Genomic DNA, 13,885 nt, shown 5'->3' with positions numbered 1-13,885 from the left:
GGATCGTGGGGTGCGGATCAGAGGCTGCGGGCGGTGATGTCGCCGTAGGAGGTGGTGGCCCGGATGGTGAGGCCGGGGGTGCCGTCGGTGTTCTGCAGCGCGTTGTGGATCCGGCCGTGGCTCGTGCCGGCGTCGAGGGCGGCGGAGACGCCGCGGGCGGCGCCGACGGCGATCTGCCCGTACTCGGTGCGCAGGGTGACGGTGCCGCTGACGGCCTCGGCGATCCGCAGGTCGCCCTTCAGGGTGCGGATCTCGGCGGGGCCGCCGAGTCGGCCGACGGCGATGTCGCCGTCCTGGAGGGCGAGTCGGGCGCCGGCGGTCTCGTCGAGCTTGACGGTGCCCCGGGCGGCCTTGAGGGTGACGTCGCCGAGGCGGCCGACGCCCCGGAACTCGCCCAGCGCGGCGGTGGCGTCGACCCGGGAGCCGGACGGCAGCTGGACGGTGACCTCGACGGAGCCGGAGTCGCCGAGGATCCGGTGCTTCGGCTCCGCGGCCCGGACCTGGAGCACGCCGTCGGCGTAGGCGACCTCGACCCGCTCGGCCGCCTTGACGTCCCGGCCGCTGCCCGCGTCGGCGGGCCGGACCTCGACCACGGTGTCGGCCCGGTCGGCGGCGATGAACCGGACGCGGCCGGCGGGGATGTCCAAGACGGCCGAGACCGGGGTGGGGGTGGCGAACTTCTGCATCGTGCTCTCCTTCTCCTCCGCGTCGCGGACCCGACGGCCCGCTGCTTTCTGACAGAGGAAACGCTACGTTGCGTTCAACGATCAGGCAACGGCCAACCCCCACCAAGAGAACATCAGTGCAGGTAGAGGGCAGGATTTCATTGCAACAACTCTGCCGGGAATGCAACGAAACCCGCCACACTCGTTGCAATGGAATGACGGTGAACGCTATGCCGACGCACCACCGGGCCCCAGGTCCTAGGCCGGGACCTACGCCTCCGGCCCGTTACGCCGCCGCTGTGCCCCGCCTACCGTCCCTGCCATGGACGCCACCGGAACCCTGGACGAAGCACTCGAACGCCTCCACCACTCGGGGCCCGAACGGCTCGGGCGGCTCACCAACCACGCACCGATGGCCGTCGAGGCCCTCGCCGCCCGCGGACAGGCGCGCGCGGTGCACCGCTGGCTCGACCTGTACGCGGGCAAGCTCGAAGACTTCCCCTCCCGCGTCGAACCGGTCACCGCCGCCGACTGGCGTTCCGCACTCGGCGATCCGCGCCGCGCGGCCGACTGGATCGACCACTTCGAGCGGGAGGTCACCGAACGCCCCTGGCGCGAGGTCCTCGGCCAGTGGTGGCCCCGGCTGCTGCCCGGCCTGTACGGCGGCTCGACCCATCCGGTGATCCGCGTGGGCCACGCCGTCCGCACCCTGCTGTCCGGCGAGGCCACCGCACCCCGGCTGGCCGAACTCGCCCACGGCCTGGGCTACTGGGCCGCCCGCCACCGGCCCCTCGCCGCTCCCGCCCCGTTTCCGGGCGACGACAGCGCCGACAGCACCGACAGCACCGACACCGCCGACAGCGCGGCCGGCGCCCTCGACGCCGTCCCGCCCATCGCCGTACAGGACGGCGGCTTCCCCGCCCGGCTCGACCGCGTCGAGGCGCTACCGACGTGGGCAGCCGGGGTCACCGACCCGGACGAGGCCCGCCGCCGCCTCACCGAACTCGTGCGCGCGGCGACCCACCGGTACGCCACCCACGGCCACGGCGAGGAGACCATGCTGGTCCACGCCGCCACGGCCCCCAACGCCGTCCTGCGCACCCTCCCCGCGCTCCCGCCCGCCCTGTGGCCGGCCGGCCTGCGGGCGGCCTGGACCGCCTCCGCCGCGGTGACCGCGATGTACGCCCCGGCCGCGCCGGTCCGCTCCGCCCCGCCCGGCGCCCTCACCCCCGAGGAGGTCTTCGAACGGGCCCTGGCGCACGGCGACGAGCACGTCATCAAGCTGACGGACACGGCCCTCGACGTCGGCGACGCACCGGCCCTGGCGGCCGCCCTGCGGTCCATCGAGCTGAGCGCCCCGCTGGGCTGAGACCCCGGCGCCCCGGGCCTGCGACGGATCAGCCGAGGACAGGATCCCGCAGCAGCCGGTCGGCGAGGTCCACGGCCTCCCGGACCGGGACGAGCCGGCAGTCGGCGCCGCCGATCCGGTCGGCGGTGACGCCCTCCGCCTGCGCGAGCACCCGGTCGCCCAGCTCGGCGAAGTGCAGGTCGTCCAGGTCGGGGGCCTGGAAGCCGACCCACCCGTCCGCCGTGACGCAGCGGTACTCCCGGACCTTGACGTCGGGTTGGCGCAGGTCGGCGAGGTGGAAGGCGGTGAAGCGGGCCATCCCGACGCCGAGCATCAGCACCCGGGCGTCCAGCTCGTACAGCCGCCCGAGCGGGGAGTCCGGCCCGAGGTGGGAGGTGAGCGGGTGCCGGGCGGTGATCTCCTCGGCCCGGGGCCCGAGGGCGGCCCAGGAGGTCTGCGGGTGGCTGCTGCGCCGGGCGCCCGGCCTGCTCCGGACGGCCTCCGAGAGGGCGCCCACGGTCGGGGAGGCCGGGGTGGTGGCCGGGTCGAAGCGCGGCATCCGGTCCCGGTACTCCTCGACCTCCGCCGCCGACAGCCCGGCGACTGCGGCCTGGTAGACCCGCGAGGTCGAGGAGTTCTCGGGCGTGGACGTGAAGGCCACCAACGTCCCGTCCGGGCCGAGGACTTGAAGCAGGGCGTCGACCACCCCGCCCGCCCCGCCCTCGACCGGTCCGAGTGCCCGCAGCGAGGCCTGGACGTGCAGCACCGTGCCCGGCCGGACGCCCAAGCGGGCGAACCGGTCGGCGAGTTCGGCGACGGAGATCATTGCCCCTCCTACAAATCCTTCGAATCCTTCGAGTCCGTCGAACGAGTCCATCGAAACGAGTCCGCCGAAATCCCTCGGCTCCCTCGGCTCCTCGAACTCCGGCTCAGGCCTCGACGAACCGCGGCCGCCCGCGTTCCTGCCGCGCCCGCTCGGCCTCCCGCTCCGCCGCCGCGGGCAGCGGCACGGCGAGCCACGGCGCGACGCTCTCCCCCATCCCCGCCGCGAACCGGGCCCCCAGCCCGGTCAGCGCCCCGGATCCGGTCAGCCGCTCGACCGCCTCTGCGGTGTACTGCCGCCAGAGCGCGAACTGCGCCCGCGCCCGGTCGGCGGCCTCGCCCGCCACGCCGTCGTACGCGGCCGTCCGGGTGCCCCAGTACTCGGTGACCGCCAGGTGGGCGTACGTGCCCTGGAGCAGGCCCTCCAGCGGGCGCGGGTCGGGCCGCCAGGGGGCGAAGTACAGCCGGTCGTCGGCCCGGTCGTGGAGGTCGTACAGGTCGAGCACCGCGCCGAGCTTCACGTGCTGGAACTCGTGGGCGAGCAGCAGCGCCAGCGTGGGCGCCGTGGCGGGCCGGGCGATGCCGACCGCGCCGTAGGCCTGCCGCGCCGCGGAGCTGACGTCGCGCCCGGTGGGGCCGGGCCGCAGCGGGGTGATCGTCGCCAACCCGGCCCGGATGCCCTCCGCGTAGCCGGGCAGGTCGCGCCCGAGCAGCTCCCAGGCTTCGCGCAACGCGCCTGTCCAGCCGAGCAGTTCGGTCTCGGGCAGCCGGTCGGCCACCGGGTGGTCGTGGCTGTCGCGGAGCGGGTCGACGTCCTCCAGGGCGACCGTCCAGCCACCGGCCAGCCGGACCCGTCGCAGCGGCTGGTCCAGCACGGTGCGGACCGTCCCGTCGGCGGCCCGCACCTCGAAGCCGTCCGCCCGCCCGGTGACCACCGTCTCGCCGTCCGGCGCCGCGATCCGCCCCAGCGTCGGCAGGTGCAGCCAGCCACCCCGGGCCGGCACCGTGACGGCGTCCCCGCGCCCGGCCCGCACCGCCGCCGCGGCGGCCAGTGCCGCCATCGGCCCGAGGCCGACCGAGAGGTCCCCGGCAAGCCGCCGGGCGGCCCAGGCCCGGGCGTACGGGTGTGCCAGCACCGCGTCCACGGCCGGGTCCGCCGCCCCGTCGAGCTCCGACAGCAGCTCCCAGGCGGCCGCCCGGCCCTGCCCGGAGGCGTCCCAGGCGGCGGCCAGCATCGCCCGGGTCAGCGAGAGTTGGGACTCCCCGAGCGCGGCGACGGTGTCGGCCCCGCCGTACCCCCGGGCCAGTTCGTCGAGTTGGCCCGGGGTGAGCGCGGCCGGCAGCAGCGGACGGCCGCCCTGGGCGGGCACCGCCGCCGGCGCCGGGGACGAACCCCCGCTGCCCGCAATGCCGTTGATGAGCGTCATGAGGTCACCGCAGTAGACGGAGGGATTGTCGAAGCCATTGTCCGCCCGGTAGCGGTGGGCGTACAGTCCGCCGCCGCAGGCCCGGACCACCGGGCAGGCCCGGCAGGCCGCGCTGAGCCCGGCCAGGCCGGACTGGCGGGCGGCGATGCCGGGGTGGCGGGCGAGGTCGTCGAGGCTGTGCGCGAAAACGTTCATCCCGGTGGCGGGCGCCCCGTCGTACGCGGTCTTGAGACTGTCCGCCTGCTCGAAGGTCCCGTCCGTCTCCAGCACGGCGAGGTCCGAGGGCTCCAGCCCGAGCGACTCGGTGAGGCTGGACAGCCCGCGCACCGTCCGGTGCACGGACTCGAAGGTGCGCACGGCGAACGGCCGCGCGTCCGTTTCCCACAGCCTGTGGACGGCCAGCAGCCAGTCCGCGTACGGGTGCTCCGCACCGCCCGGGAGCCGCTTCGGCGGCTCCTCCCAGGTGGCGTGCGGGAGGAGGAAGTCCACGGCGGGGGGACGGAGTTCGACCAGTGCCCGGTAGACGGCCGCCGGGTCGTTCTCGATGTCGATGGTGCACAGCAGCCCGGCGAACAGGTGCCGGAACTCGGGCTCGTTCAGCAGCCCGACCGCCCGCAGCACCTGGGGGTGGCTGCTGCGGCCGTCGGCGAAGCGCCGGTGGCGATCGTTGGCGATCCTGTCGCCGTCGAGCGATACGCCGACACGGATGTCGTGGGCGGCGAACACCGCGAGGAAGGCGCGGCTGAGCAGCACGCCGTTGGTGTGGATGCGCAGGTCGAGGGCGCAACCGGGCGGGAGCGCCGCCCGGAGCGCTTCGGCCGCGCGGCTCAACCGTTCCGGGCCGGCGAGCAGGGGTTCTCCCCCGTGCAGGACGACCCGGACGGCGGACAGCCGGTGGGCGACCGCATGCTCGCCGATCCGCTCGGCGGCCTTGGCCAGGATGCCCTCCCCGATGACCTTGGGGCGGGAGCGCCAACTGCTGTCCGCGTGCTCGTAGACGTAGCAGTGGTCGCAGGCGAGATCGCACCGGCTGTGCATCTTGACGACGAATTGCGTCAGAGGCACCGGAATTCGCGTCGTCATGGGTGTGGCGGGTTCAGCTCGGCCTGGGGTCCGTTTCGAGGTTCGGAGCGGCTCAGATCGAGGAGTTGAAGGCCGCGACCGGCACGAGGCCGGATTCCGCGCCGGGGAGGGCGCGCTGCAGCCGGGCGGCGAGTTCCTCCGCGCCCAGGGCGGCGAGCTCGGCGAGGGACGGGCGTTCCGGCATCTCCTGAGTGTCAGTGAGGTTGCCGGCCGGCCTGGTGCTGGTTACCGGAGTCATATTCGTTTCCTTAGGCGCGGTTAGGACCTGCCGAGTGCGGGTAGGCCACCCGGTTGCGACCAATGTAGTGCCCGCGAGGACTCCGCGCGGCACCTTGCCCTCTCAAGTTGGTCTGCCCAGCCAGCCGACGCAGTACCACGGCGCGCGAAAGCCTGAGAATTCACCCGTTCAGCGGTCGCGCACTTCACCGTTGCGCGCGCCGAAGCGCGTTGACCGGAGCAGGCGTTCGAGCCCCTTCCACCGTTCCCCGTACGGACGCACGCCGGGGGTACGGGCGGCGCGGCCGCGGTCGCCACCGGAGGCCCCGCACCGTCGCCCGGTCGGCCGAATCCCTCCGGGCGCCGCGCCTCAAGCACCCAGTTCGCGGACGGAACGCGCCAGCTCCTCGGTGAACTCCGTTCCGTGCCCGGTCAGTTCGCCGCATTCCAGCAGGATTCCGGCCGCGGTCAGGGTGTGGGTCCGCCAGAGCGTGAACTCCCTTTCCGCGCGGGCCGGTTCGCTCACCCCGGCGACCGCCTCGGCACACCAGAAGGAGGCCACGCCCAGGTGCGCGTACGTTCCCTGGAGCAGCGCCCCGGCCGGGCGCAGGTCGGGTCGCCAGGGGGCGTGGTAGATCGCCGGGCCGTTGGGCCGGTGCAGCGGTACAAGGTCCAGCAGAGCGCCGAGTTGGATGTGCAGGAACTCGTGCACCAGGGCCAGCGCGAGCAGGACCGGATCGGCCGGCAGCGAGGTCGCCACCGCACCGTACGCCCGCCGGGCGGCGGCGCTGGCCGCCTCTCCCCCGGGGGCCGGCAGCAGCGGCACCACGACGGACACGCAGGCCGCCACCGCCTCCGCGTGCCGCCGGTGACGGCGGACCAGGATCTCCCAAGCTGCCGCCAACTTCTGCTCCCACAGCCTCAGTTCGGCGGCGGACAGCGGCCCGACCGGGGGGCGCCCGTAGTCGACCCGGCGCGGTCCGAGGTGGTCGATCAACGGCCTCCAGCGCAGGCCGTCGCACTCCAGGTCGAGCACGACCCCGGCATCCGCCCGCAGGAACTCGCCCAGCCCGTCCAGCGCCGCCGCCGTGCCGTGCCACGACTCGTTCAGACGATCGGTCACCCAGGCGTCCAACTCCGGCTGGAACATCACCTCTTCCCAGCGCTCGGGGTCAGTCCGCTGGAGCGTGCACAGTTCATCGAAGGCCCTCCGGTAGCCCTCGTCCCGCGGTTCCGCCCGCCCCAGCGCCAGCAGCAGCAGCATCCGCTTGCTCAACTGCCCCGCACGCAGGAGTCGGACGGCCTGCGGGCCGCCGCGCGCGCCCGCGATCGCCAGGAAGGTCTCCGGGGGCACCGCGTGCTTCGGCAAGGCGTCCACGACCGCCAGGCGGGCCTCCGGGGGCGCCTCGTGCCGCGGTGGCACGCCCCCGGCCCGGCCGGCCGGGCCGCTCCCCTTCCGCTCGCGCGCACCCGGCACCCCGGTCGCCACCGCCTCGCCCGTTCCCGTCACCGGTCCGTCCTCTCCCGAAAACTCGTGAGTGGGCCGGGCACCCCGCCCGGTCCGCCCGCAGTCTCCCCACGCGGCGCCGACTCAGCCGGTCCGGGCCCGCGCATGACCCGGACGGCCGAGCGCATTCCTCGCCGCCGCCCGCTACCGCCGCCACCCGGCCCCGGCCAGCTCCGCCACCCCGGCCCGCAGCCGCCCCGCGATGTGCCGGATCAGCCGGTCCAGGTCGGCACAGTAGACGGAGGGGTGCCCGAAACCGTCCTCCGCGTAGCGGTGGGCGTAGAGCCCGCCGCCGCAGACCCGCACCAGCGGGCAGGCCGCGCACACCGGCCCGAGTCCGTCCAGGCCGCGCTGGCGGGCCCGGAAGGCCGGGTGGGCGGCGGCCTCCGCGAAGCCGTGCCGCCACACGTCCAGGCCCGTCCCGGCGGCGCCGTCGTACGCCACCTTGAGGCTGTCGGCCTGCTCGATGGTGCCGTCCGCCTCGATCACCACCAGGTCGACCGGCGCCAGCCCGACCGCCTCGCTGGCGGCCCGCCCGCCGAGCAGCAGGACAGACAGCTCCTCGAACAGCCGCACCCCGGTCTCCCGGCACGGCGCGTCGTACCAGCGGTCGAACGCGGCGGTCAGCCAGTCCCCGTACGGTGCCGGCTCGGTGAGGCCGGGCGGCCCGACCGGAAGGGCGCGGTGGACGCCGGCCGGCTGGGCCGCCCAGGTGGCGTGCGGCAGCAGCAGGTCGAGCCGGGGCGGGGCGAACTCCAGCAGCGCCTCGTAGGTGGCGACCGGGTCGGCGGCCAGGTCGACGACGCACAGCAGGCCGGCGAACAGCTCCCGGTGCCGGTCGGAGCCGAGCAGCCGGACCGCCGCCGCGGTGCGCTCCCAGCTGCCGGCGCCGGAGGGCAGCCGACGGTGCCGGTCGTGGTCGGTCCGGGTGCCGTCCAGTGAGACCGCCACGCCGACCCGGTGGCGGTGCAGCACGTCGAGCAGCGCGGGTTCGTCCAGCAGCCGCAGCCCGTTGGTCTGCAGGCTGAACCGGACCTGCGGCCCGTCGTCGGCGATCCGGGCCAACTCGGCCAGCAGGGCGTCCAGATGGGCCGCCCCGACGAGCAGCGGCTCGCCGCCGTGCAGCACCACGGAGACCTCACCGAGCCCCTGTCCGGCCGCGTGCTCGGCGATCCGCCGGGCGGTGCGGCGGACGGTGGCGAGCTCCATCCGCCGCGGCCGCTCGCGCCAGCTCCGGTCGGCCCCCTCGTACACGTAGCAGTAGTCGCAGGCGAGGTTGCAGCGGCTGTGGATCTTCAGCAGGAACTGCCGGAACGGCACCATGCGCGTGAACCTAGCACCGCCCGGCGAGAGTTCCCGACCGCCCGTCACACGTGCGGGGGTTCCACGTCCGAGTCGAGCCTGGTGCCCGCCTTCACGGCGACCGTGGTCGGATGCTCCTCCCCCAGGGTGACCCGGGCCCGCCGGATGCAGTCGGCCCGCAGGTCGGCGGCCCGTTCGGTCTCCCCGACCGCCGCCAGGGTCAGCGACAGGTTGGAGTTGATGCCGATCGAGTCGTAGTGGTCCGGGCCGAGCGCCTCGGTCATCAGCGGCGCCGCCTCCTGTTCCAGGGCGAGGGCGGCCCGGATCTCGCCGCCCAGCGCCAGGTCGTTCGCGTGGTTCATCATCGCGATCGGGATGTAGAGGTGGTGCGCGCCGAGCACGGCCCGGAGCTGGGCGAGCGTCCGCCCGGACAGTTCGCGGGCCTCGGCGACCCGGCCGGCCAGCCGCAGGTAGACCGCGAGGTTGTTGGCGCCGGCCAGGGTGACCGGGTGCTCCTCGCCCAGGTAGTCGCGGTACCGCGCGAGGGCCCGTTCGGCCAGCGGTATCGCCCGCTCGGTGTCGCCGAGCGCGTTGAGGTCGCTGGCCAGGTTGGTGGCGGCGGCCAGGGTGTCGGGGTGTTCGGGGCCGTTGATGTCCAGGTAGCGCTGGTAGATGTCCTCGTCGATCTCCAGGGCCTCGTGGTAGCGCCCGGCCCGGCGCAGCGCCACCGCGAGGTTCTTCCGGGCCCGCAGGGTGTCGGTGTGGTTGTCGCCGATGGTCTGCTGGTAGATCCGGACGGTCTCCTCCAGCAGGTCCAGCGCCTCCCGCAGCCGCCCGGTCTCGCGCAGGTCGCGGGCGTAGTTGGAGGCGGAGGAGAGGGCGTAGAGGCTGTGCGCGCCGAGGGCGTCGCGCTGCTGGAGGTAGTTGCTGCGGTGGCGTTCCAGGGCGGCGCGGCGGTCGCCGGCCAGGTAGTCGGAGACGGCGAGGTTGTTGGTGATCATCAGGGTGCGCGGGTGGTCCGGCCCGAGGGTGCGCCGGGCCGCGTCGAGGGTCCTGCGGTCGAGCGTCCGGGCCTCGTCGTAGCGGCCGAGGAAGCGCAGGTCGGCGCCGAGGCTGTTGGCGACGGCGAGGGTGTGGGAGTGCTCGGGGCCCAGGGTGGCGGTGAACCGGTCGAGGATGTCCCGGTCCATCTCGTACGCCTCCTGGAGGGCGCCCTGGGAGCGGCGGATGTTGCTCAGCTGGGTGCGCAGCATGAGGGTCTGGGCGTCGTTGTCGACGTCGAAGCCGGGCCCGCCGTAGCCGTCCTGGCGCCAGTGCTCCAGGGTGCGTTCGGCGAGCTCCCGGCCGGACTCGTGCAGGCTGCGCTTCCACTGGTAGCGGACCGAGTCGATGATCCACTGCCGGACGTCCTCGTCGGCGCTGTCGACGGCGCCGGACGGCCAGAGGTGGGGCAGGAGTTCGGCGTACTCGGCCCAGTTGGCGGGGATGTCCGGGTCGCCGGGGTTGGCGGTGGCCAGGGCGGCGTGGACGACGCCGCGCAGTTCGGCCTGCCGCTCCTCCTCGACCTGGTCCCGCAGCACGGCCTGGACCAGCCGGTGGACGGTGATGGTCTCGCTGCCCTGGTCGGTGCGGGCCAGCCCGAACCGGTTGATGGCGCGCAGGAACTCGCCGATCGCCAGCTTGTCGCGCGGGGCGCGCGGGGGCAGCCGCAGGGCGCGGGTGACGGCCCGGCTGTAGAGCAGCCGCATCGGGATGGCGTCCGGGCCGAAGAAGGCGCAGATCTCCAGGATCTGGGCGGCCGGGGCGTTCATCCGGCGCAGCTCCTCGACCGAGATGCGCCAGGTGGCGGCTGCGGAGTGCGGGTACTCGGCGGTGCGCAGCCGGGTGCGTTCGAGCATCTCGGTGAGCTCGTCGTCGAGCAGTTCGAGGTAGGTGGCGATCGGCATCGACGTCTCCTGGAGCCAGACGGCGGCCTGGCCGACGGCGAGCGGGAGGTCGCCGAGCCGCTGGGCGACCTGGTCGGCGTCCTCCGGGGAGAGCCCGCCGTTGAAGCGGCGCAGCAGCCGGATGCTCTCCTCGCGCAGGAAGACGTCGACCTCGACCAGGCCGGCGTGCCGGGCCCAGCCCTGGTTGCGCGAGGTGATCAGGACGTGCCCGCCGGAGGAGCCGCCGGGCTGCCAGGGGGCGAGTTCCTCGGGGGTGCCGGCGTTGTCGAAGACCAGCAGCCAGCGGCGGTACGGGTGGCCGCGGCGCAGCGCGTCGAGCACGGCGGCGGCGGTGTGGGCGACGTCGTCGCTGGTGGGCACGCCGAGCCGGGGGGCGAGTTCGGCGAGCTTCTGCGGGATGTTGGCGGGCTCCTCGGCGGGCACCCACCAGATCACGTCGTAGGCGGCCTTGAAGCGGTGCGCGTACTCGGCGGCGATCTGGGACTTGCCGGCGCCGCCGAAGCCGTAGAGGACCTGGCTGAGGACGGCGGCGGGGCCGCCGGTGAAGCGGTTGCGGAGCAGTTCGAGCAGCTTGCCGCGGCCGATGAAGGCGGCGTTGCGCGAGGGCGCCTCCTGGACCTGCGGGGCGGTGCCGGGGAACCGGGCGGGGGCGATGAACTCGCCGCTGTCGGTGTCGAACTGGCGGTTGCTGCCGGGCGGCGGGCCGAGTTCGCCGTACAGCTGGGCCTCGGCGCCGGTCGCGGAGGAGCGGACCAGGTCGGGCACCGCCTGGCCGATGAACGGGCGGGGCACCGGCTCGTCCGAGTCCTGCAACCGCAGCGCGACCAACGCCGAGGTGCCGGAGAGGAGTTCGCGCCCCTGGAGGAGCTGCCAGACCTCGCCGGCCCGGGGCAGCGCGGTGTACTCGGGCGAGAGCAGCGCGAGCAGCCGGCCCTGGCCGTCGAGCGGTCCGGCGACCTCCGGCGGCCGCTGGCCGGTGTACGGTTCGGCGGCGTTGTGCAGGGAGGTCTGGTAGCCGAAGCGGGTGAGGGTGGCGGCCGCCCACTCCGCCCACATCCGGTCCTCGGGCGCGTAGCTGACGTACACCTGGCGGGGCACCGCCCGGGCCGAGCGCAGGTAGGCGCCGTACAGCCGGCGGCGGGCCTCGGAGCCGAGCGGGCGCAGCGAGCGGACCCGCCCGTCGGTGATCCACTCGGCCAGCCGCTCGAAGGCGTTGAGCAGGCTGCGCGCCTCCTGCGGCCGGTCGGCGACGGTGGCGGGCACCTCCTCGTAGGCGTAGAAGGGCTTGTAGGGCACCTCCACGTCGGCCCAGTACGCGGCCCGGCGGTCCCCGGGCAGCCAGCGGCCGAGGTAGGGGGCGAAGGCCTCGCGGGCGAAGTCCCGTCCGGCTTCGAGGCGTTCCTGTTCGGCGTCCTCGACGCGCATCGGCACCGGCAGGACCCGGATGGCCCGCTCCTCGGCCTCGGCGATGGCCTTGGCGGCGTCGACGCCGCCGCGGATGTTCTGGGCGCTGAAGGTGAAGCAGTCGACCACGGTGTCGGGCATCAGGACGGTGCAGATGCCGGAGGTGTCGCTGACGCCGGTGCGGCTGTCGATGAGCACGTAGTCGTAGTTGCGGGCCCAGCGTTCGCGCAGTTCGCGCAGGAACTCGCCGCCGCGGATGTCCCGGCCGTGGTAGAAGCTGCGCCAGTTGAAGCTGGTGACGGCGGCCGCGTAGGCGGCGTTCTGGCGGCCGGCCGGGAGGAAGTCGAGCCGGCCGCCGGCCGGCAGGTCGAGGGCGAGGCCGCAGGTGTAGCCTTCCAGCCGCCCGGGTTCGTCCAGCCAGGCGGCCGGGGGCCGGCCGGTGGGGCCGGACGCGGAGGGCAGCGCCTGCTTGACGTAGCCGCGCAGCAGGTCGATCAGGCCGTCGGTGGAGTGGAGTTCGGGGTCGACCAGCAGCGGGTGGTAGTAGCGGTGCAGGCCGGGCGCCTCCAGGTCCCAGTCGACCACCAGGACGCGCAGGCCCCGACTGGCGAGGATCCAGCCGACGTTGGCCAGCGCCATGGTCCGGCCGGTGCCGCCCTTGAACGAGTAGAACGTGACGACCGAACCCGGTCCGCCGCGTCCCGGCTCCGTGCCGGGCTCGATGCTCATCGTCCGTCTCCCCTCAGCGGGACTGAGCCGTCGTGGCTGCCCGGGCGCTGGCCGGGCAGGTCGTTCGGTGGCGGTTCCGGTTCGCGGCGCGCGGACGGGCTCCGCGGCGCACCGGAGGGGTCGGGCGGGCCGGCCGGGATGGCCAGGCCCGGCATGTCCGGGCCGCCGCCCGGGCCGAAGCCGAAGGCGTCGCCGCCATCGTCCCCCCAATCCAAGTTGTCGTCCATGAGCTTGTTCTGGGCAACCGTCACCATGATGGCGAGGTTGCTGTCGAAGCTCTCCTGGCTCACTTTGACCCGGAACAAGTGCTCCGGGTCGCGCCGGCGCAACCAGTTGCGGCGGAACACCGCGCGCACGCCGGTCCACGGCGCTTCGCGCTCCCCGTCCGGGTCGCTGCCGCCGATCGGCACGACCACGCCGGTGACCGGGTGGTTCTGGTCGTCGTACTCGCTCAGGGCCGGCCGGTAGCGCTCGTTCTCGGCCGCCCACGGGTCCACCAGGAGGACGCTGACCTGGCTGTCCTCCCGGGCCTGGTCGAGCTTCTCGCCGAGCCCGGCGCCGACCTCCTCCAGGGTGGTGATGTGCCCGGCGTTGGTGATCACCTGCTGGGCGCGCGAGGCCAGCGAGGGCTGGGCGGGCGGGTAGAACGGCGTCCAGTTCCAGGGCTTGGCCCCGTACCAGCCGCCCGGGCGGGAGCCGCCCTCGGCGGCGGCCTCCGAGGCCCGGCCGGCCGCGATGAACAGCCGGACCATGCCGGGTTCGGCGGCGGGTGCGGGCGCGGCCGGCCCGGGGAAGTAGCCGCGGACGGCGTCCAGGTCGAACTCGGGCAGTTCGGCGAGCCGCCGGACGGCGGCGTCCCGGACCCGCCCGGCGACGACCCGGACGACCTGCCGGTAGGCGTCCTGCTGGGCGGTGCGCAGCAGGGCGCGCAGGCCGTGCCGGGCGTAGGCCTCGCCCATGTCCGGCTGGGCCCACTGGATCTTGGTGACCTCGGTGACGAGGTCCCCGGGCGCGACCGGCTCCCAGAGCACCGGGATCAGGGCCGAGACCAGCTCCGCGGCCTCCTCGTGGTGGCGCCGCACCCGGCCGCGGAAGGCCGTCCACTCCTTGCCGCAGTAGAGGCTGGCGAAGTAGGCCGGGGAGTAGAGCGCGACCATGGTCCGGCTGCGGCCGAGCATCAGCGCGAGCTTCTCGGCCCATTCGTCGCCGAGCCGGAGCCGCTCGGTGTCCCGGAAGGCGAGCTCGTCGGCCTGGACGGCCGGACCGAGGATGCGGCCGAGTTCGTCTCTCAGGTCGTTGAAGAACTGGTCGACGAAGGCGTCCCCCGCCTCGAAGTCCCGACGCGCGTAGCTGAAGAAGAAATACGGGCGCTGCTGCTGTTCCCGTTCACTCACCTGTTCCCCCCGACCCTGACGGTGCCGTGACGGCGCTGGTTA

General features: G+C 74.5%; 9 protein-coding genes. 1 reads left to right on the top strand and 8 read right to left on the bottom strand.

Annotated features, from left to right (window positions below; translation table 11 throughout):
• Nucleotides 1-17 precede the first annotated feature (17 nt).
• Nucleotides 18-686, bottom strand: coding sequence for a DUF4097 family beta strand repeat-containing protein (locus ABTY61_RS12835; RefSeq protein WP_350504991.1), 669 nt, complete (start codon nucleotides 684-686; stop codon nucleotides 18-20).
• A gap of 301 nt (nucleotides 687-987) precedes the next feature.
• On the opposite strand from ABTY61_RS12835, the gene ABTY61_RS12830 reads away from it, so the two are divergent.
• Nucleotides 988-2,034, top strand: a complete 1,047-nt coding sequence (locus ABTY61_RS12830; protein WP_350504990.1) for a questin oxidase family protein — start codon at nucleotides 988-990, stop codon at nucleotides 2,032-2,034.
• 28 nt (nucleotides 2,035-2,062) lie between these two features.
• Here the strand turns inward: ABTY61_RS12830 and ABTY61_RS12825 are convergent, their stop codons facing one another.
• From ABTY61_RS12825 to ABTY61_RS12795, 7 genes are all read right to left on the bottom strand, one after another.
• A complete protein-coding gene (locus ABTY61_RS12825) occupies nucleotides 2,063-2,839 on the bottom strand; it encodes an AAC(3) family N-acetyltransferase (protein ID WP_350504989.1) in 777 nt (258 codons plus the stop codon).
• A gap of 103 nt (nucleotides 2,840-2,942) precedes the next feature.
• Nucleotides 2,943-5,345 carry an FxsB family cyclophane-forming radical SAM/SPASM peptide maturase gene (locus tag ABTY61_RS12820; RefSeq protein ID WP_350504988.1) on the bottom strand — a complete coding sequence of 801 codons (2,403 nt, stop codon included), beginning with the start codon at nucleotides 5,343-5,345 and terminating at the stop codon, nucleotides 2,943-2,945.
• A 52-nt stretch (nucleotides 5,346-5,397) separates the two neighbouring features.
• Entirely contained in the window at nucleotides 5,398-5,529 is a 132-nt protein-coding gene (locus ABTY61_RS12815) for an FxSxx-COOH-like cyclophane-containing RiPP peptide (protein ID WP_350504987.1), read from the bottom strand.
• Between the two features lie 402 nt (nucleotides 5,530-5,931).
• Nucleotides 5,932-7,071, bottom strand: coding sequence for an aKG-HExxH-type peptide beta-hydroxylase (locus ABTY61_RS12810; RefSeq protein WP_350504986.1), 1,140 nt, complete (start codon nucleotides 7,069-7,071; stop codon nucleotides 5,932-5,934).
• 141 nt (nucleotides 7,072-7,212) lie between these two features.
• Nucleotides 7,213-8,391: an FxsB family cyclophane-forming radical SAM/SPASM peptide maturase gene (locus ABTY61_RS12805; RefSeq protein ID WP_350504985.1), complete on the bottom strand. Its 1,179-nt coding sequence runs from the start codon at nucleotides 8,389-8,391 to the stop codon at nucleotides 7,213-7,215.
• A 44-nt stretch (nucleotides 8,392-8,435) separates the two neighbouring features.
• Nucleotides 8,436-12,449, bottom strand: coding sequence for an FxSxx-COOH system tetratricopeptide repeat protein (gene fxsT, locus ABTY61_RS12800; RefSeq protein ID WP_350504984.1), 4,014 nt, complete (start codon nucleotides 12,447-12,449; stop codon nucleotides 8,436-8,438).
• Nucleotides 12,446-13,843, bottom strand: a complete 1,398-nt coding sequence (locus ABTY61_RS12795; RefSeq protein ID WP_350504983.1) for a TIR-like protein FxsC — start codon at nucleotides 13,841-13,843, stop codon at nucleotides 12,446-12,448. Before ABTY61_RS12795 ends, fxsT begins: the two co-directional genes overlap by 4 nt.
• Nucleotides 13,844-13,885: the final 42 nt, after the last annotated feature.

Origin of the sequence: Kitasatospora sp. NPDC096128 (assembly GCF_040303105.1) — a bacterium.
Lineage (GTDB): Bacteria > Actinomycetota > Actinomycetes > Streptomycetales > Streptomycetaceae > Kitasatospora.
This window is presented reverse-complemented; position numbering and strand designations above follow the sequence as displayed.

Coding starts and splice junctions, on each gene's coding strand:
- ABTY61_RS12835 (WP_350504991.1), bottom strand. CDS start 686: ATGCAGAAGTTCGCCACCCCCACCCCGGTCTCGGCCGTCTTGGACATC.
- ABTY61_RS12830 (WP_350504990.1), top strand. CDS start 988: ATGGACGCCACCGGAACCCTGGACGAAGCACTCGAACGCCTCCACCAC.
- ABTY61_RS12825 (WP_350504989.1), bottom strand. CDS start 2,839: ATGATCTCCGTCGCCGAACTCGCCGACCGGTTCGCCCGCTTGGGCGTC.
- ABTY61_RS12820 (WP_350504988.1), bottom strand. CDS start 5,345: ATGACGACGCGAATTCCGGTGCCTCTGACGCAATTCGTCGTCAAGATG.
- ABTY61_RS12815 (WP_350504987.1), bottom strand. CDS start 5,529: ATGCCGGAACGCCCGTCCCTCGCCGAGCTCGCCGCCCTGGGCGCGGAG.
- ABTY61_RS12805 (WP_350504985.1), bottom strand. CDS start 8,391: ATGGTGCCGTTCCGGCAGTTCCTGCTGAAGATCCACAGCCGCTGCAAC.
- fxsT (WP_350504984.1), bottom strand. CDS start 12,449: ATGAGCATCGAGCCCGGCACGGAGCCGGGACGCGGCGGACCGGGTTCG.